Annotated in this window: 20 protein-coding genes; 11 read left to right on the forward strand and 9 right to left on the reverse strand. The window is 40.8% G+C overall.

What is annotated here, in order from left to right; all coding sequences use genetic code 11:
- Window positions 1–57 precede the first annotated feature (57 nt).
- Entirely contained in the window at window positions 58–939 is an 882-nt protein-coding gene (locus tag FA047_RS13530) for a polysaccharide deacetylase family protein (protein WP_136836587.1), read from the forward strand.
- A gap of 13 nt (window positions 940–952) precedes the next feature.
- Here FA047_RS13530 and FA047_RS13535 read toward each other — a convergent pair whose 3' ends face one another.
- The 4 genes from FA047_RS13535 to FA047_RS13550 all read right to left on the reverse strand — a co-directional run bounded on the left by FA047_RS13535 (window position 953) and on the right by FA047_RS13550 (window position 2,958).
- A complete protein-coding gene (locus tag FA047_RS13535) occupies window positions 953–1,408 on the reverse strand; it encodes a 3-oxoacyl-ACP synthase (protein ID WP_136836588.1) in 456 nt (151 codons plus the stop codon).
- A gap of 3 nt (window positions 1,409–1,411) precedes the next feature.
- Window positions 1,412–1,987, reverse strand: a complete 576-nt coding sequence (locus FA047_RS13540; RefSeq protein ID WP_136836589.1) for a nitroreductase family protein — start codon at window positions 1,985–1,987, stop codon at window positions 1,412–1,414.
- A gap of 97 nt (window positions 1,988–2,084) precedes the next feature.
- The gene (locus tag FA047_RS13545; protein WP_136836590.1) at window positions 2,085–2,645 is read right to left on the reverse strand and encodes a hypothetical protein; all 561 of its coding nucleotides are present in this window, start codon (window positions 2,643–2,645) and stop codon (window positions 2,085–2,087) included.
- Between the two features lie 19 nt (window positions 2,646–2,664).
- A complete protein-coding gene (locus tag FA047_RS13550) occupies window positions 2,665–2,958 on the reverse strand; it encodes a hypothetical protein (RefSeq protein WP_136836591.1) in 294 nt (97 codons plus the stop codon).
- 104 nt (window positions 2,959–3,062) lie between these two features.
- Here FA047_RS13550 and FA047_RS13555 point away from each other — a divergent pair, with 104 nt between their 5' ends.
- The 7 genes from FA047_RS13555 (at window position 3,063) to FA047_RS13580 (ending at window position 8,257) form a co-directional block, all read left to right on the forward strand.
- Window positions 3,063–4,694 (forward strand): ABC-F family ATP-binding cassette domain-containing protein, encoded by a 1,632-nt coding sequence (locus FA047_RS13555; protein WP_136836592.1) that lies wholly within the window; start codon window positions 3,063–3,065, stop codon window positions 4,692–4,694.
- A 157-nt stretch (window positions 4,695–4,851) separates the two neighbouring features.
- Window positions 4,852–5,232 (forward strand): MerC domain-containing protein, encoded by a 381-nt coding sequence (locus FA047_RS13560; RefSeq protein WP_136836593.1) that lies wholly within the window; start codon window positions 4,852–4,854, stop codon window positions 5,230–5,232.
- 91 nt (window positions 5,233–5,323) lie between these two features.
- Entirely contained in the window at window positions 5,324–5,455 is a 132-nt protein-coding gene (locus FA047_RS21020) for a hypothetical protein (RefSeq protein ID WP_262709990.1), read from the forward strand.
- A 9-nt stretch (window positions 5,456–5,464) separates the two neighbouring features.
- Entirely contained in the window at window positions 5,465–6,094 is a 630-nt protein-coding gene (locus FA047_RS13565) for an ABC transporter ATP-binding protein (protein ID WP_136836594.1), read from the forward strand.
- Complete coding sequence (locus tag FA047_RS13570) at window positions 6,091–7,347, forward strand: ABC transporter permease (protein WP_136836595.1); 1,257 nt, start codon at window positions 6,091–6,093, stop codon at window positions 7,345–7,347. The genes FA047_RS13565 and FA047_RS13570 overlap by 4 nt, the downstream gene beginning before the upstream one ends.
- A gap of 35 nt (window positions 7,348–7,382) precedes the next feature.
- Window positions 7,383–7,823, forward strand: coding sequence for a hypothetical protein (locus FA047_RS13575; protein WP_136836596.1), 441 nt, complete (start codon window positions 7,383–7,385; stop codon window positions 7,821–7,823).
- The gene (locus FA047_RS13580; protein ID WP_136836597.1) at window positions 7,820–8,257 is read left to right on the forward strand and encodes a Fur family transcriptional regulator; all 438 of its coding nucleotides are present in this window, start codon (window positions 7,820–7,822) and stop codon (window positions 8,255–8,257) included. The genes FA047_RS13575 and FA047_RS13580 overlap by 4 nt, the downstream gene beginning before the upstream one ends.
- A gap of 61 nt (window positions 8,258–8,318) precedes the next feature.
- Here the strand turns inward: FA047_RS13580 and FA047_RS13585 are convergent, their stop codons facing one another.
- Together FA047_RS13585 and FA047_RS13590 are read right to left on the reverse strand one after the other, a co-directional pair.
- Window positions 8,319–8,819 carry an FKBP-type peptidyl-prolyl cis-trans isomerase gene (locus FA047_RS13585; protein ID WP_136836598.1) on the reverse strand — a complete coding sequence of 167 codons (501 nt, stop codon included), beginning with the start codon at window positions 8,817–8,819 and terminating at the stop codon, window positions 8,319–8,321.
- A 7-nt stretch (window positions 8,820–8,826) separates the two neighbouring features.
- Window positions 8,827–10,842 (reverse strand): thioredoxin domain-containing protein, encoded by a 2,016-nt coding sequence (locus tag FA047_RS13590; protein WP_136836599.1) that lies wholly within the window; start codon window positions 10,840–10,842, stop codon window positions 8,827–8,829.
- Between the two features lie 51 nt (window positions 10,843–10,893).
- On the opposite strand from FA047_RS13590, the gene FA047_RS13595 reads away from it, so the two are divergent.
- Window positions 10,894–11,991: a mandelate racemase/muconate lactonizing enzyme family protein gene (locus FA047_RS13595; RefSeq protein ID WP_136836600.1), complete on the forward strand. Its 1,098-nt coding sequence runs from the start codon at window positions 10,894–10,896 to the stop codon at window positions 11,989–11,991.
- Between the two features lie 3 nt (window positions 11,992–11,994).
- Here FA047_RS13595 and FA047_RS13600 read toward each other — a convergent pair whose 3' ends face one another.
- A complete protein-coding gene (locus tag FA047_RS13600) occupies window positions 11,995–12,420 on the reverse strand; it encodes a GNAT family N-acetyltransferase (RefSeq protein WP_136836601.1) in 426 nt (141 codons plus the stop codon).
- A 69-nt stretch (window positions 12,421–12,489) separates the two neighbouring features.
- Here FA047_RS13600 and cls point away from each other — a divergent pair, with 69 nt between their 5' ends.
- Window positions 12,490–13,953 carry a cardiolipin synthase gene (cls, locus tag FA047_RS13605; protein WP_317130919.1) on the forward strand — a complete coding sequence of 488 codons (1,464 nt, stop codon included), beginning with the start codon at window positions 12,490–12,492 and terminating at the stop codon, window positions 13,951–13,953.
- Here cls and FA047_RS13610 read toward each other — a convergent pair.
- Together FA047_RS13610 and FA047_RS13615 are read right to left on the reverse strand one after the other, a co-directional pair.
- Window positions 13,950–14,879 carry a glycoside hydrolase family 25 protein gene (locus FA047_RS13610; protein WP_136836602.1) on the reverse strand — a complete coding sequence of 310 codons (930 nt, stop codon included), beginning with the start codon at window positions 14,877–14,879 and terminating at the stop codon, window positions 13,950–13,952. The genes cls and FA047_RS13610 overlap by 4 nt on opposite strands.
- Window positions 14,880–15,035: 156 nt before the next feature.
- Window positions 15,036–16,406 carry a dipeptidase gene (locus FA047_RS13615; protein ID WP_136836603.1) on the reverse strand — a complete coding sequence of 457 codons (1,371 nt, stop codon included), beginning with the start codon at window positions 16,404–16,406 and terminating at the stop codon, window positions 15,036–15,038.
- Window positions 16,407–16,491: 85 nt separating this feature from the next.
- Between FA047_RS13615 and FA047_RS13620 the strand changes: the two genes are divergently transcribed.
- A complete protein-coding gene (locus FA047_RS13620; RefSeq protein ID WP_136836604.1) occupies window positions 16,492–16,959 on the forward strand; it encodes an Lrp/AsnC family transcriptional regulator in 468 nt (155 codons plus the stop codon).
- The last annotated feature ends 77 nt before the right edge of the window (window positions 16,960–17,036 follow it).

The raw sequence follows: 17,036 nt of genomic DNA on the forward strand, positions 1-17,036 counted from the left end.
TTAGCTAATGCAACAATATATCAGGTGTTTTTATAGTTTTGTATCAAATACTTGCACATGAAACAACATTTTTTACCCTTATTAACTGCGGTTGCTATTTTTGCAGCCGGATGTCAGTCTAAATCCCAAACAAATACCGATACTTCCATTCAAAGAGACAGTACTGAACAAACGACCCCCGCAGAAACAGCTGCGGAAAAAGTTGATGTCAGTAAGATAAAGGTAGCCGATGCCAAAACCATCCTGGCAAGAAAGCAGGTTCCAATCTTATGTTACCATCAGGTACGCAACTGGAAACCTACCGACGGGAAAGTAGGCAAGGATTACATTGTTGAAGTACAAAATTTTAAAGATCAAATCAAAATGCTGGCAGATAGTGGTTATCATTCCATCCTTCCGGATCAGCTATATGCTTATTTAAATACCGGTGCAGCGCTGCCAAGCAAACCCATCATGTTCACTTTTGATGATACGGACATGGACCAGTTCACAGTAGCAGCCCCTACCCTAAAAAAGTATGGGTTTAAGGCAGTTTATTTTATCATGACGGTTACTATTGGAAAAAAAGGCAAGTTTGTTGACTATATGACCAGCGATCAAATCAAACAGTTATCTGATGCAGGAAATGTGATTGGAAGTCATACTTATGACCACAAGAACTTTAAAAAATACGAAGGAAAAGACTGGGAAGAGCAATTGGATAAACCTACAAAGAAACTAGAAGAGATCACAGGTAAGAAAATGACTGAATTTGCTTATCCTTTTGGCTTGTGGAATGCTCAGGGCATCCCTCAATTGAAGAAAAGAGGATTTAGAATGGCCTTCTCTCTTGCCGATAAACGTGATCAGAATGATCCTTTATTTACCATCCGCCGAATCATTGCGAGCGGCTACTGGAGTCCTAAAACGTTACACAACAGCATGAAGAACAGTTTTTAAAAACTGTTCTTCACTATTGAAAAGCATTTACGGTGAATTTTTTATCATTGAAGGTAAAAGATTCACCTTTTTTCTTTTCCAGTAATAATTTACCTATCGGAGAGGCAGGTGAGATGGCAAATATCACTTTACCGTCTACATTTAGCTGACCGGCGCTGACACTGATGTAAAACATCCCCTGGTTGGTATCAACGAGACTTCCATGCTTAACCCTGTCGGCATTTGCAGTATTAATTTCTACCGCCATTAGCACCCTCAGATTTTCCTGGGCATCCAATAACAATCTTTTATTTCTATCGATATCCTGCTGCATCATTTCTCTGCTGGTTTCATACTTATCACCAGCGCTGCTCTTGGTATCGTCATTACTCGCTTCTCTGGCTTGCTCCAAAGCCGTTTCAGCAGTTTGAATTCTTTGCTCAATAAATTCAAGGCAAAGTTTATATAAGGTTTCTTTAATGTGCTGCATAAATTAGTCTATCCATTTTAGTTTATCTTCAATGGGTCCGCGAACAGCTACTCTAGACTCTTCGTTATGGTATCCCATATAAAACAGTCCAAAACATTTTTCCTGTTCCCCTAAGTTAAGATAATCATTGAGATTTGCAATCATGCCAGGAGAGCTCCAGTAAGCCCCCACGTTTAATGTCTCAGCAGTTAATGCCATATTCTGAACAGCACAGGCTAAAGCGGCAAGCTCTTCCCATTCGGGCACTTTATCTGAATGTAATTCAAGATTTAGCGTAATGACGCAACTCGATTGGTTTACTTTCTCGAGAATGCTATCGTATTTCTTTTGCAAAAACTGATGTTCAGGAGTAGTTTGTTTGTATAGTCTTGCCAGTTCCTCTCCCAGTTTCGTTTTTCCGTCGTTGCGAAAAACAATGAAGCGCCAGGGCTGCGTAAGTTTATGAGTAGGTGCATAGTTTGCACTCTCTAAAATCTGTTTTATAACATCGACCGGAATTTCCTCCTGCGTATAACTGGCCGGAAAAATGCTGCGCCTGCGCTTAATAATTCGGGTTAAAATTTCTATTTCCTGATCCATACTGTATTTATACTTCTAGTGATGGCAACAAAAATAGAATTTAGCACGTATCAAAATGTTTGCCGGATGTAATAGTTTGCCCGCCATCCTAAAAAGTTTAACCCTTTCGTTTCAATTGCTTCTTTACCATTTTAGCTCTTGCAAAAAACGCAATGCTTTCAATATCTACGAGATAATCAATGGTTTCTAACAACTCCTCTTTAATCCAGTCGTAGCGGGGCGACAAATTGGCCAGCGACTGCATACAATGAACTTTGGCCGCCACAAGCATTTCAGGATCTACCAACCAGGTAAAAAGCACTTCAATTACAGGCTCAAAATCTATGTTTTTCACGACTTCCTTATAGTCTGCATTTGCATTTTTATCGGTGAGTAAAGCTACTATTTTAGTGAAATGCCGCATAGCAGAGTGGTTCTTCTGCCTTGGCAATAATTCAAGCAGGTCTGGTATATAGTTGATGAATGCTGACGGCTTATTGGTCATGACGTATTCCAGCATCCAGGCAGCTCTGAACGCTACTTCCTTTTTCTTATGAAATGTGATTTCAAGCAAATCCGGTATATTCAGGTCATTGCTTTCAACAATAGCGGTTGAGTTCGCTACCATCTGAAACTTCATTGGTGCATCCAGTCTGTTGATTAATTCTTGCTTTTCCAAGGCAGGTATATTCAAAAAACTATCTAACCATGAAAGAATAAACGACATAGCTTGCAATGGCCAATGCGATAACAAATCCGATAACTACCTCTATGGAAGGCTTAAGCTTTTTAATGAATGTGAGGTACAGTATGTAGCCAATCATGCAGAACTGAATCAGAATCATCGGAATGGTACACAACTCAATCAGGACACCGATAAGCACAAAATCAACATGTTGAAGTACATTGCTAAACAAAATGCCAAAATAGACTGCTGAAATGATCCCTGCGAAAAGGAATATTTTATTGGGTATGCCTATAGTGATCAACATATGATTGAAATTTTGGTGTTATCAAAGATAAAGGATTTAAATTAAAAGGCAATCAGACCATTTTTGTAAATTATAACTACCTTTGCGGCTTATTTTTCAGCAATATGATTTCAGTTTCTAATCTATCACTCCGCTACGGAAAGCGTACCTTATTCGAGGATGTTAATTTAAAATTTACTCAGGGCAATTGCTACGGTGTAATTGGTGCTAACGGAGCGGGTAAGTCTACCTTTCTAAAAATTCTTTCAGGCGAAGTAAACCAAACTACCGGATCGGTAGCATTTACTCCTGGTGAGCGTATGGCAGTTTTAAAACAAAACCACTATGAATTTGATGAATTCACTGTGATTGAAACTGTAATGATGGGGCACAAGGAATTGTATGACATCATGAAAGAGAAAGATGCCATTTATCTGAAAGAAGACTTTACAGATAAAGACGGCGAGCGTGCAGGTGAACTGGAAAACAGGTTTGCCGAGATGGATGGCTGGAATATGGAGAGTAATGCAGCTACTATGCTGAGTAACTTAGGTATTAAAGAAGAACATCACTATAAGCAGTTAAAAGAGCTTGATGGTAATCAAAAAGTTCGTGTATTACTTGCTCAGGCACTATTTGGTAATCCAGACATTCTTTTGCTTGATGAGCCTACCAACGATTTGGACATCGATACGATCGCATGGCTGGAAAATTTCCTTGCCGATTACCAAAACATCGTATTGGTGGTATCTCACGACAGGCACTTTTTGGATGCAGTTTGTACGCATATTGTGGATATCGACTTTAGCAAAATGAGTATTTACTCTGGTAACTACACATTCTGGTATGAATCAAGTCAATTGGCATTGAAGCAACGCAGTGATCAGAATAAGAAATTGGAAGAGAAAGTCAAAGAACTTCAGGAATTCATTCAGCGTTTTAGCGCCAATGCATCGAAGTCTAAACAAGCTACCTCACGTAAGAAAGCTTTGGATAAGATAGATATTTCTGAAATCAAGGCTTCAAGCAGAAAATATCCAGCCATATTATTCAACAATCTCGGTAGAGAAGCGGGTGATCAGATCCTTCAGGTAGAAAACCTGTCCTGCACATTAAATGGTGAAGTGATGTTTAAAAACATCAACTTCATGGTAAATAAAGGTGATAAAATCGCTGTCCTTTCTCAAAACAGCTTAGCGACTACTGCTTTCTACAATGTATTGACAGGTCGAGAGAAAAACTATACCGGAGAATTTAAATTTGGAGTGACGATCAATCTTGCAGATATCCCGAATGACAATACACCATATTTTGCAGGAAAAGATGAAAATTTGGTAGACTGGTTACGTGAATATTCAGGAACGGACCAGGATGAGCAATTTGTGAGAAGCTTTTTAGGCAGAATGCTTTTCTCAGGAGAGGAAGTATTGAAAAATGTTAAAGTACTATCAGGTGGTGAAAAAATGCGCTGCATGTTCTCACAAATGATGCTTAGACATGCTAATCTCTTATTATTTGATGAGCCAACGAATCACCTGGATCTGGAATCTATTACGGCATTAAATAACGGCTTAAAGGATTTCAAAGGAACAGCATTGTTTACCTCACGAGATCATGCGCTTACTGAATCTGTTGCTACAAGAATTATTGAACTTACGCCTAATGGCACGATTGATAAGATGATGACTTATGATGAATATATTACAAGTGAAGATGTAGCTCAACTTCGTGCTTCGCTATATAAAGGAATCAAATAAAGCAGATCGAATTTTATAATTAAAAAGGGTACTGAAATCATTCAGTACCTTTTTTAGTTTTGTTCCGTCGCAAAATAAAACAGAAGGATAGTTGTAAATGTAACTAAATTGCTTTTATATTTGCAACTTAGTTACATTAACTTTTATTCTTTACATCATGAAACGACTTATCAGAACAGCAAAACTTGACCAACTGGGCATGACAGCCTCTATTGCTTGTGCCATCCATTGTGCAGCCCTGCCTTTTTTCATAACTACACTTCCCCTTATGGGATTGGGCTTTCTCGCGCACAGTTGGGTAGAATTGACAATGATTGGGATATCCCTTATTATCGGGATATGGTCTTTGAGCAGTTCCTATCCGAAGCACAAAAAGGTAGTGCCGATATTGGTTCTGATCATTGGGTTTTTACTGATAGGTTCTGGACATTACGTTATTCACGAACTCGAATCAGTCTTGATTCCCTTGGGCGGATTTACCATCGCTTTTGCACATTTTATCAATTGGAAATACAGCGGCAGCTGTATCCATCGTTAACCTGTTACCGGCATATTAACCGGCAGTAGCAAATCCTTTACACTTCAGACAACTGCAATTTAATTGCATATACTATTTTTGCATAACACATATGATGAACAAAAAACTGATATTTGGCGCATTCCTACTTTTTGTGAGTATGATCAATCCAGGCTGCAGACATGAAAAGGCAGCTGGTAAGCAACTTTACATCAAGTACTTGAAAAGCCATATAAAGAAATAAGGATTAAATATGATCTCATTAAACTCTGTATCTCACAACTACAACGAAAAGGTCCAAATTGGGTTTAAGGACTGGCAGATCAACAATGGGGAGCAATGGTTGCTTCTGGGTTCATCTGGAAGCGGAAAAACAACACTACTGCACATCCTTACCGGAATTCTAAAACCGAATAATGGTGCCGTTACCATCAATGACACTTCAATTTATACACTTTCTGCCAAACAACTCGATCAGTTCAGGGGCAGAAATATAGGAATCGTATTCCAGCGACCGCACCTGATTAAAAGTCTTACCATTGCAGAAAATCTTTTGATGGCCCAAAGCTTTGCAAAACTGCCGGAAGATATGACCCGGGTCAGCGAGGTATTGACTTCACTGGGTATCGCCGACAAAATAAAAGCATATCCAAATGAACTGAGTCAGGGGCAATTGCAACGGGTATCTATTGCCAGAGCCGTAATTAATAAACCGGCATTGCTGATTGCAGATGAACCTACTTCGAGTCTGGACGACAAAAACGCTATGGCAGTACTCGATCTGTTGCTTCAACAGTCCAACATTAACCAGGCTACCCTGGTTGTGGCGACCCACGATAAAAGAGTTAAAGATGCATTTACCAATACCTACGAATTAGCATGAGCCCATTAAAAATCAGCTGGAAAAGCCTATGGTCTAAACCATTAAGCTCTGCACTAAATATCATGCTCATTGCTTTTGGCACAGGAATCCTTACCATATTACTGCTGGCCTCTACGCAGATCAGCGACAAACTGGAAAATAACTCGAAGGATATAGACCTTGTTGTGGGAGCCAAAGGCAGTCCTCTGCAATTGATACTCAGCAGCATTTATTACATAGATTTTCCTACGGGAAATATACCTTTAAAACAGGCGATGGAGCTTGCGCATAGTCCCTTTGTTAAGAAGGCAGTCCCACTGGCCCTCGGCGACAATTACAATGGGGTAAGAATTGTAGGTACAGACAGCAATTTTGTAAGCGTTTATAAGTTAAAGGTTAGAGAAGGAAAATTCTGGCAGAAAGACTTCGAAACGACCATTGGGTCCTCTGTAGCTCAAAACCAGAAGCTGAAAATTGGAGATACCTTTAATGGTGCACACGGTCTCACAGGCAGTTCAGATGTACACAAAGATCATCCATATATTGTAGCAGGCATACTTGAAGCTCAGGGAAATGTAACTGACAACCTGATCCTGACCAATGTAGCGAGTGTCTGGAAGATGCATGATGAACATGATCATGAGGCTGAAGCGCATGAGCATCATGAAGGCGAAGTACATGATCACGAGCACGGAGATCACGAACATAAGCATGAAGAAGCTCATGACGAGGACCGCGAACTGACTTCCTTACTGATCCAGTACCGCTCACCCATGTCTGTAGTGATGTTTCCGCGCATGGTCAATGAATCTACCAATATGCAGGCTGCCTCTCCTGCACAGGAAAGCACCAGGCTGTTTTCCCTCATCGGCGTCGGAGTAGATACACTTCAATGGTTTGCTGCACTCATTATGCTCATTGCAGCAATCAGTGTATTTGTTAATTTATACAACTCTTTAAAAGAGCGCAGTTATGATCTGGCCATTATGCGGACACTGGGTGCTTCCAGAGGGAAACTATTTGTCATCATAATTGCCGAAGGGATTATGCTTACCTTAGCCGGAACAATCATTGGAATAGCACTTGGACATCTGGCATTACAATTGATTGGAAGTTACCAGGAAAGCAATCAGGCTAGGTTGACTGGCATTGTTTTACTTTGGGATGAAATATATTTGTTTGCCGCAGGCCTCGCTATTGGTATCTTTGCTGCTATTATACCAGCAATACAGGCATACAAGTCGAATATTTCTAAAATACTGGCTAAAAACTAATAAGAAATAGAGCTTTAAATAAATATATCCGGATCATGATGAAAAGAATAATGCTTATAATGTTGCTGTTTACAGGCTTAGCGGTTAAAGCTCAGCATAATCCTGACGATCAGGTCATGTCTGACAACTGGGATGTTATCGGTAGTGTTGACTTCAAGATTGTTAAAGATTCTGAAATGTTTCCCGTTTACAATGCTAACATTAAAAAGTTCGCTAACAAGCCTTTTGAATTGGAAGGTTATATCGTTCCCATCAAAGACGGAATGAAACAAACCAAATTCATGCTTTCTACATTACCCATCAATCAATGTTTTTACTGTGGTAAAAACGGAGTACCGATCATGGTAATGGTAGAGATGGCAGAGCCTATTAAATTCACTTATCAGACGATAACTGTTAAAGGAACGTTAAAATTAAGTACAGGAAATGCGATGGATAATCCTCCCATTTCATTAGTAGCTGCGAAATCAATATGACCAAGATAAACCCTGTCAACATATTAAAAGAACACGATTTAAAACATACCAAACAGCGTGTTCGTGTACTTGAAGAGATTTCTATGGACGAAGTGGCCATTTCTCAGCCCGAGCTTGAAAAAAAGCTGGGCAAAGAGATTGACCGGGTTACTTTATACAGGATATTGAACACCTATGAAGACAAGGGGATCCTGCACCGGATTATGGACATGAACGGAACGGCCAACTATGCCATCTGCTCTTCATCCTGTTCTGAGCATCACCATCATGACGAGCATGTGCATTTTAACTGCACCAGTTGCTTTAAGATCTATTGTCTGGAAGTCCGCATACCAAAAATAAAAATGCCTGATGGCTTTACTGCGAAGACCATGAGCACCACAGCATACGGCACCTGCGAAAAATGTAATGCCAATCCGGTAAAGCCGGACTAGATATAAAAAAAGCTGCTTGTTTTACACAAGCAGCCTTTCTATTTAACTTAATTCTTAAATTCTAGTGACCAGAATGACCGTCTGCACCATGTGCATGGCCGTGAGCCAATTCATCTTGAGTAGCTTCACGTACAGTAAGGATTTTACCTGCAAAAATCAGGTTTTTACCAGCCATTGGGTGGTTTAAATCAACAGAAACACTGTCTTCGTGAACTGCAGTTACGCCAGCTCTGAAGTGATTTCCCTGATTGTCCTGCAAAGGAATAACATCTCCTACTGCTGGAAGATCTACATCTTTAAACATATCTTTAGGTAAGTCGGCAAAAGCTCCTGGATCGATTTCTCCGTAGCCATCAGCAGCTGTCAACTCGAAGCTGTAATCATCACCTACATTTAAACCGCTTAAATGCTCTTCAAATTTTGGCAACATCATTCCTGTACCATAAAGAAATACGAGTGCATTTTGCTCATCTGCTTTCTCTACAAAAACTTGTTGTCCTTCTTCATTAGTCGTATGCAATTCGTACGTTAATGATACTACTGTATTGGGTTTAATACTCATTGTGATGTTATTTAGTTATCAATTTTAATGCTTCATCAACAGTAGCTACTGGCAACTGGCATACTTTATTTCGGCAAATATAGATTTTTGTTTCAAAGCTTTGCTTATCTTTTAACAAAGGAAGCTGAGAATTTGTTCCTGATAAAGTAATTTTATTGGGAATGTAATGGGTATTCAACAAACGCTTCTGTTCAGAGACATCTTCTCCGGTTAATGCAATTTCATTTACGCCAAATACTTCATTTAAAAGCTGTATAGCCCAGTTAGAATAAGCAGAACCATACGTTTTGATCTGCGGATGAACTGCAGCCAACATGTCTGCAGCCTTGCTGCTATATCCTCCATGATCAAACAACAGTCCCAGCTTGTGTAAATTCTGGGCCATTACCGAATTTGAAGAAGGGATCACATTGTCCATCACCTCATGCTTTCGGGCTATCAGGGTCTCACCACTTTCTGCAGTATAAAACAACATCGGACTTTCTGTATCTTCAAAATTAGAAAGTACGTAATCGCTGAGCCTCCTTGCTTCCCTCAGCCAATGCTCTCCAAAATCACACTGATAAAGTGAAATCAACGCATCAATAAAAAAAGCATAATCATCCAGAAAACCCGGAATACTTGCTTTTCCATTTTTATAATTGCGGTACAAGCCGCCATCTTCTGCACCCAGGTCACTAATCACAAAATCTGCAGCCCTCACCGCCAGATGATAATAATGCTCCTGATTGAATATCTCTGCGGCCTCAGCTAAGCCCTTAATTGCCATTCCATTCCAGGCTGTCAGACACTTATCATCCAGTCCCGGTCTTACCCGCTTAGATCTTGCTTCCAGCAACTTTACTTTCGCAGCGCTGATTTTTTTCTGAAGTTCTATGATCGTAACTCCCCTTACATCGGCATATTCATCCAGTGAAAATCTTGTCAGTAATATATTGGTCTGCTCTTCTTCCCAATTCCCTTCTCCCGTAACGTGGTAGTAGTCCGCCAGCAAATCCGCATCTTTTCCGACTGTGGCTTTAAACTCAGCCTTGTCCCACACATAGAATTTACCTTCCACGCCCTCACTATCCGCATCTAATGCTGAATAAAACAACCCTACTTCCGAGGTCATTTCCCGTTCAAGCCACACTACAGTTTCTGCAACAATATCTTTAAATAATGGATTGCGTGAATATTGGTAGGCCTCAGCATACAGACTGATCAGCTGACCATTGTCGTACAACATCTTTTCAAAATGCGGCACATGCCATTGTCCGTCCACAGAATACCTGGCAAAACCTCCGCCAACATGATCGTATATACCTCCCATTGCCATTTTCTCTAACGTGAGTAATGCAGATACATGGGTAGCATCGTCATTCATCAACTTGCTGTAACGCAGCATAAACTGCCAATTATTTGGTAGCGGAAATTTAGGTGCACGGTTATATCCACCCTCCGACATGTCAAAATACCGCTTCCAGGGATCTGTTATTTCTCTAAGATGAACTTCCGTATAATCCTCTGCTTTTAGATTCGGGACAATCTTTTCCGCATTGCGAATACCGTCGGTTAACCTGTCCGCATACTGCTTTGCCTTATCAGGATCATTTTTCCATAAGTCTGCCACGCTTAACAAGACGTTGATCCAGTCTTCCTTTTTAAAATAGGTACCTCCATAAATCGGACGCTGATCTGGCAGACAAATACAATTTAGCGGCCAGCCCCCACTCCCAGTCATCAATTGTATGGCCAGCATATAAATCTGATCGATATCCGGCCTTTCCTCTCTGTCGACCTTAATACATACAAAATGCTGGTTCATAACCTCTGCCACTTCGTGATTTTCAAAACTCTCACGCTCCATCACATGGCACCAGTGACAGGCAGAATAGCCTATGCTCACCAGGATCAGCTTATTTTCTGCTTTGGCTTTCTCCAATGCTTCAGTCCCCCATTCATACCAGTTTACAGGGTTATAAGCATGCTGTAACAAATAAGGTGAAGATGCCTTAATGAGGCTATTGGGTTCATGATTCATACACTAAAGGTAAAGATTAATTGTATTTTTACTAGATAAAACAGTATCCGTATGAAGATCAGCCATATCGAAATCTACCGGTTCAGCATACCTACAGAACCCTTTGTAATTGCGACAGGAACTATGCATTATGCTCAGAATGTGCTCATTAGAATATTCTGTAGTAATGGTATCTATGGCGTGGGCGAATGTTCTGCTTTTCCGATGATTGTCGGTGAAAGCCAGGAAACTTGCATTGTAATGGCAAAAGAATTTGCAAAGGTATTGATTGGCAAAGACCCGCTCGATATTCCCGAGCGCATGAATGACATCCTGGGATACGCCGCACACAACAGCACCATTAAAAGTGCCTTCGATATGGCTTTGTTTGATATCGCAGGTAAACATGCCCGCCAACCGCTGTACCAATTTCTTGGCGGGGAAAAACGAACCATAGAAACAGACATGACTATTGGTATTGGCAGCCCGGAAGCCATGGCCGCCGCCGCTTCATCATTTGTAGCCAAGGGTTGCCGTATCGTTAAGGTCAAGCTTGGAAAAGACGTACATTCCGACGTAGAACGCGTTCGGCAGATTAGGGCTGCTGTTGGAAATGAGGTCAGTTTAAGATTGGATGCCAACCAGGGATGGAGTTTTGATGATGCGCTATTGGCCCTTGGGATGCTTGAACCTTTCAACATCCAGTTTTGCGAGCAGCCCATGAGAACATGGTATGATGATAAACTACCGGAATTAAAAGCTAACTCTTCAATCCCGATCATGGCTGATGAAAGCTGCTATAGCCATCATGACGCGCGTAAACTGATCAATAGCGGGGCTACCGATTATATAAACATCAAATTCTCCAAATCCGGTGGGATTCTTGAAGCTCAGAAAATTCATGAAATAGCGCTGCAAACAGGCACCAAATGTATGATTGGCGGAATGCTGGAAAGCAGAATCGCATTAAGCGCCAACCTCCACTTTGCATTGTCCAGTCCAAATGTGATTTTCTTCGATATGGATTCCTGCCTGCTGGGGCACCTCGTAGATCCTGTAGTCGGCGGATTAACCTATAATGGCTATCTTGTAGACGCTCCCGAAACACCCGGCATCGGGGCAGATGCAAATCCTTCTTTTCTTAAAACCTGCGAAAAATGGACTATTTGATGCTTAAAGTAATTTCTTGATAAAATCCTTCGGATACTCAATAAAACCCTGTCTGAGGTAAAACCGGTGCGCGTCAGTTCTTCTTGCATTGCTGTGGACCAATATCCGTTTGCATTTCCTCGCTGTAGCCAGCTCCGTACAACGTTCTTCCAGAGCTTTACCTACCCCCTGGCTCCTCACTTGGTCGTCCACAACAAAATAATTAATGACAGCATATTCACCATCAAAAGCGATCTGTGGAATAAAATGGATAGATATAAAACCTACCACAGCGCCTTCGAGTTCATAAATAAGGTCTGTATGTTCAAGGTTTTTGGATAACACCTCCAGTCTTTTTTCTATAAAACCATCTTCAGTAGGGTAACCAAGCTGGTTCATCAAATCTTGAATGGCTTTTGCGTCACCCGCCGCAGCTGTCCTTATACTCATATTTTGGGGTCAAGTTAACAGCCAATTTAAAAATGCTTTTTGTATTTTGCCACAAATGGCAATACTTTTATGAATCTGGATTGGCTGCTCATTGCTGAAATTGTTTATTTAATCGCTCTTGGCCTGGTTTGTCTGCGCATCATCTACGATACCCGCAGCACAACCAAGACCCTGGCCTACCTGCTTTTTGCAGTCTTCGTCCCGTTTTTCGGAATGATATTTTATTTCTTCTTTGGTATCAACTACCGCCATAGAAAGATGTACAGTAAAAAGCTTTATGAAGACGACGAACTGGCAACAAAGTTCAGGGATGACCTCATGCTCTACTCCAGGCAGACGATTCAAGAAAATAACGATAAAATACTGAGCAATAAAGAACTTGCGTTCATGCTGTTGAAAGACTCCATGAGCCCCTTAACAACCAACAATGAAGTAAAGCTACTGATCAATGGAGAACACAAATTCCCGGAAGTACTCCGGGCCATCAAAGCGGCAAAGCACCACATCCATATTGAATACTACATATTTGAAGATGATCTTATTGGTCAGCAGCTTGCTGAAGCACTTATAGAAAAATCCAAAGAAGGAATAAAAGTGCGCTTTATCTACGATGACTTCGGCAGCAGGGATATCCGAAAAAAGCTGGTGCCTAAGCTGAGAGCAAATGGAATAGAAGCTTATCCATTCTTAAAGGTGCACTTCATATTGCTGGCCAACAGGCTAAATTACAGGAACCACAGAAAAATCATTGTTATCGATGGCGTAACTTCATTTGTCGGCGGGATTAATGTGAGCGACAGGTACATCAACGACGGCAATGAGCCGCAAAAGACATTTTGGAGAGATACTCATTTAAGGATTGACGGACCAGGTACTCAATACCTTCAGTATTTATTTTTGTGCGACTGGAACTTTTGCACTGACGAGCCACTAAAAAGAGATCCTCATTTTTTCCCTCAGAAGCCTGCTGAGCCCACCAAAGACGATACGATAGTACAGATTGCTGCCAGCGGTCCCGACTCAGAATCGCCTACCATCTTATTCTCTATCCTCCAGGCTATCAACCTTGCCGAAAAGGAAATCCTCATCACCAGCCCGTACTTTATTCCGGGCGAAAGCCTGCTTGACGCCCTGAGTATAGCTTCGTTGAGTGGGATAGCTGTAAAACTGCTTGTGCCCGGAAAATCAGATTCTGTGCTGGTCAATTCTGCCGCCCGCTCTTACTACAATGACCTGCTAAAATCAGGGGTTGAAATTTACCAGTACAAAAAAGGCTTTGTTCACGCTAAAACACTGGTATCGGATAGCAAATTAGCTATGATAGGCACTGCAAACATGGATTTCAGAAGCTTCGATTTGAATTTTGAAGTGAATGCTGTTGTGTATGACAACAAAATAGGAACTGAGCTAACCGAAGTATTCTATCAGGATCTGCAGGATGCTGAAAAAATAGATCCTGAAGAATGGGCTGCCAGGCCGAGCTATAAACAATTGCTGGAGAAAGCAGCCAGATTGCTGTCGCCGTTGCTTTAAAAATTTGTCCGTTTAATCAGCATGTTATCAAATGCCAGACTATCACCATTAAACGCATTAAAATCGACGACATGATTAATTCCTGATATCCTTGCCTTATCAGAATGTTGCCAAAAATGCCAGTTTGTTGCCTTACTAACTTTCAATTTTGGCTGATGGTAATGTGCTATCCATAGCGGATATTCATCAAAATGACCTTGCAAGTAGTCTTTATAAAAAGACAATCCTGTATAGATAATTGGCTTTACCCCTGTCTTCTTTTCAATATAGTTTAGAAATTCAGCAAGTTGAACACGCATCTTTGAAGCAGTAACATCATTAAGTTCTTCAATATCTACCACGGGAGGAAGATCACCCGCCTCAATTTTAACAGTCTGCAGGAAGAACTTTGCCTGCCACTCTCCCGACTTTTGCGGCCTAAAAAAATGGTATGCACCACAGATCACACCTGCCTTTGGTGCTTCACGCCAGTTGCGCTGAAAATATGGATCAACTTTAAATAGACCTTCAGTTGCCTTAATGAATGCAAAATCAATCTTTACATCATCTTCCTTCATGGTTTTTACCTGTTTCCAGTCTATTTTTCCCTGGTAATAAGAAACGTCGATCCCATGAATTCCGTAACCCCTGGGAATCTTAATGTCAAAGCTACTATAGGTACGGTAATTGGGATCCTCTCCTATGTCTCTGATCCATCGCCATGTAGAACTAGAACCTTTAATGACATACCCATAGTAAAATGGAGAAAGCAACACCAGTAACAATGCGGCTATTGAAATCTTAAGCCATACCGGCCATGGTTTTTTCTTTGTGCTTCTCTTTCTTGGGGTAGTTTTTCTTCTTGGACGTCCGGAAGCATCTGATTCATAGATCTTGCGGAAAGTAGGTTTTCGGGAAACAGGTGTTTTTCTTGGTGCTGGTGGCATGATGCTACAAAAATACACCTTTCAAATATGCATCCAAAAATAAAAACACCAATGTTCCTGATCGACATCCGGATTCTATTTCTGAATCCGCAGAGAGCAGGAATGTTGGTGTTTTTATAAAATAAGCTTTAGGTAATTAAGATTGGAGCAATAAGCTTATTTGCTCAATTCTGCAAAATACTTATGGAACAAAGGCAATGTCTCTATTCCTTTGTAATAATTAAAGATATCGTATTTCTCATTTGGTGAGTGCAAAGCATCACTATCCAGTCCAAAGCCAAACAATACAGATTTAATACCCAAAGCACTTTCAAACAAAGCGACAATAGGAATACTGCCACCACCTCTTGTCGGAATAGGTGCCTTACCAAACGAATCTACAATGGCTTTTTCCGCAGCACGATAAGCTATGCTGTCTGTAGGCGTAACTACCGGTTCACCGCCATGATGTGCTGTTACTTTAACCTTCACATAATTAGGGGCAATACTTTCAAAGTGTTTTGCGAAAATCTCAGAGATCTCTTCCGAGCTTTGGTTAGGCACCAAACGCATAGAAATCTTCGCGTTTGCTTTTGAAGGGAGTACAGTTTTAGCACCTTCTCCTATATAACCGCTCCAGATACCATTAACCTCTAAAGTAGGTCTTGTTCCGGTACGCTCTAAAGTAGAATATCCTTTCTCACCGCACTCTGAGTTGATATCCAAATCAGTTTTATATTCATCCAAATCAAAAGGAGCGGAATTCAATGCTTTTTTCTCCTCCTCTGTCAGTTCTACAACTTTATCATAGAATGCAGGAATGGTAATGTGGTTATCTTCATCATGTAATGAAGCGATCATTTTGCAAAGGATCGTTGCAGGATTGGCTACCGCACCACCATATACACCAGAGTGCAAATCGCGGTTAGGGCCTACCACTTCTACTTCCATATAAGCCAAACCACGTAAACCGGTTTCGATCGACGGATTTTCCATGCTGATCATCGAGGTATCAGAGATCAGAACTACATCTGCTTTCAAACGCTCAACGTTAGCATTTACAAAGATTCCAAGGTTTGCAGAACCTACCTCTTCCTCACCTTCAATCATGAATTTAACGTTACAGGCAAGCGTATTTGTTTTCATCATCAATTCAAATGCCTTTACATGCATGTAAAACTGGCCTTTATCATCACAGGCACCGCGTGCATAAATTTTACCATCCCGCACTGTAGGCTCAAAAGGAGGAGTTTTCCAAAGTTCCAAAGGATCTGGTGGCTGAACATCATAATGTCCATAGATCAAAACAGTAGGTAATTTTTCATCTATAATCTTCTCACCATAAACGATAGGATAACCAGCTGTTTCACAAATTTCCACTTTATCGGCACCTGCTTCTCTTAACTTAGCGGCAACAAAATCGGCAGTTTTCAGCACATCACCTTTATATTTTGGATCGGCACTTACAGATGGGAAACGCAATAATTCAAACAGCTCATCTAAAAAACGCTGCTTGTTCTCTTCAACATATTTTTTGATCTCTTGCATAACAAATTAGTTTCTGCAAATATATGTAAAACTCGTTGTTTCAAACCCAATAACTTACATACCTTTACCAAACCAAATGTAGAGTATGAGTCAAAAAGAACTGGACAACACGGACATTAGCATTCTCAATCTGATTCAAAAAGATGCGCGGCTAACCCACAAGGAAATCGCCTACAAAACCAATAAATCTTTATCCGCTACGCAGGCACGTGTCCGAAAATTAATGGAAAATGGCATCATCAAAAAGTTTGTCACCCTGCTTGACCGCAAACGGGTCGGACGTGGCCTGGCCGTATTTACATTGATAAAAATAAACAACTGTAACCTTGAAGCACTGGTCGACATTCAGCAAAACACCAATGCTTTCGAAGAAGTGATGGAATGCTTTCACGTAAGTGGAGAAAATGACTTCATTTTAAAAGTAGTAGTCGGCGATATCGACGACTACAATGATTTCATTATGAAAAAACTTTCCATCTTACCCAACATCGCATCAGTCAAAAGTATGTTTGTTATCGCAGAGTCTAAATATGAAACCTCATTCAAGCTATAGCCAGTGAGAATCGTCTTCTTCTTCAGCCACCCTGTTAATGCTGCCCATTTTATAAGCCACAACCAGCAAAATAACAA

The sequence above is a fragment of the Pedobacter frigoris genome (genome assembly GCF_005116445.1).
Taxonomy (GTDB): domain Bacteria; phylum Bacteroidota; class Bacteroidia; order Sphingobacteriales; family Sphingobacteriaceae; genus Pedobacter; species Pedobacter frigoris.

What these genes read in the sequence shown, in the direction of transcription:
- FA047_RS13610 (WP_136836602.1), bottom strand. Translation starts at nt 14,879, where the DNA reads ATGCCACCAGCACCAAGAAAAACACCTGTTTCCCGAAAACCTACTTTC.
- FA047_RS13540 (WP_136836589.1), bottom strand. Translation starts at nt 1,987, where the DNA reads ATGGATCAGGAAATAGAAATTTTAACCCGAATTATTAAGCGCAGGCGC.
- FA047_RS13590 (WP_136836599.1), bottom strand. Translation starts at nt 10,842, where the DNA reads ATGAATCATGAACCCAATAGCCTCATTAAGGCATCTTCACCTTATTTG.
- FA047_RS13550 (WP_136836591.1), bottom strand. Translation starts at nt 2,958, where the DNA reads ATGTTGATCACTATAGGCATACCCAATAAAATATTCCTTTTCGCAGGG.
- FA047_RS13585 (WP_136836598.1), bottom strand. Translation starts at nt 8,819, where the DNA reads ATGAGTATTAAACCCAATACAGTAGTATCATTAACGTACGAATTGCAT.
- FA047_RS13600 (WP_136836601.1), bottom strand. Translation starts at nt 12,420, where the DNA reads ATGAGTATAAGGACAGCTGCGGCGGGTGACGCAAAAGCCATTCAAGAT.
- FA047_RS13570 (WP_136836595.1), top strand. Translation starts at nt 6,091, where the DNA reads ATGAGCCCATTAAAAATCAGCTGGAAAAGCCTATGGTCTAAACCATTA.
- FA047_RS13565 (WP_136836594.1), top strand. Translation starts at nt 5,465, where the DNA reads ATGATCTCATTAAACTCTGTATCTCACAACTACAACGAAAAGGTCCAA.
- FA047_RS13595 (WP_136836600.1), top strand. Translation starts at nt 10,894, where the DNA reads ATGAAGATCAGCCATATCGAAATCTACCGGTTCAGCATACCTACAGAA.
- FA047_RS13530 (WP_136836587.1), top strand. Translation starts at nt 58, where the DNA reads ATGAAACAACATTTTTTACCCTTATTAACTGCGGTTGCTATTTTTGCA.
- FA047_RS13615 (WP_136836603.1), bottom strand. Translation starts at nt 16,406, where the DNA reads ATGCAAGAGATCAAAAAATATGTTGAAGAGAACAAGCAGCGTTTTTTA.
- FA047_RS21020 (WP_262709990.1), top strand. Translation starts at nt 5,324, where the DNA reads ATGATGAACAAAAAACTGATATTTGGCGCATTCCTACTTTTTGTGAGT.
- FA047_RS13620 (WP_136836604.1), top strand. Translation starts at nt 16,492, where the DNA reads ATGAGTCAAAAAGAACTGGACAACACGGACATTAGCATTCTCAATCTG.
- cls (WP_317130919.1), top strand. Translation starts at nt 12,490, where the DNA reads ATGAATCTGGATTGGCTGCTCATTGCTGAAATTGTTTATTTAATCGCT.
- FA047_RS13535 (WP_136836588.1), bottom strand. Translation starts at nt 1,408, where the DNA reads ATGCAGCACATTAAAGAAACCTTATATAAACTTTGCCTTGAATTTATT.
- FA047_RS13555 (WP_136836592.1), top strand. Translation starts at nt 3,063, where the DNA reads ATGATTTCAGTTTCTAATCTATCACTCCGCTACGGAAAGCGTACCTTA.
- FA047_RS13575 (WP_136836596.1), top strand. Translation starts at nt 7,383, where the DNA reads ATGATGAAAAGAATAATGCTTATAATGTTGCTGTTTACAGGCTTAGCG.
- FA047_RS13580 (WP_136836597.1), top strand. Translation starts at nt 7,820, where the DNA reads ATGACCAAGATAAACCCTGTCAACATATTAAAAGAACACGATTTAAAA.
- FA047_RS13560 (WP_136836593.1), top strand. Translation starts at nt 4,852, where the DNA reads ATGAAACGACTTATCAGAACAGCAAAACTTGACCAACTGGGCATGACA.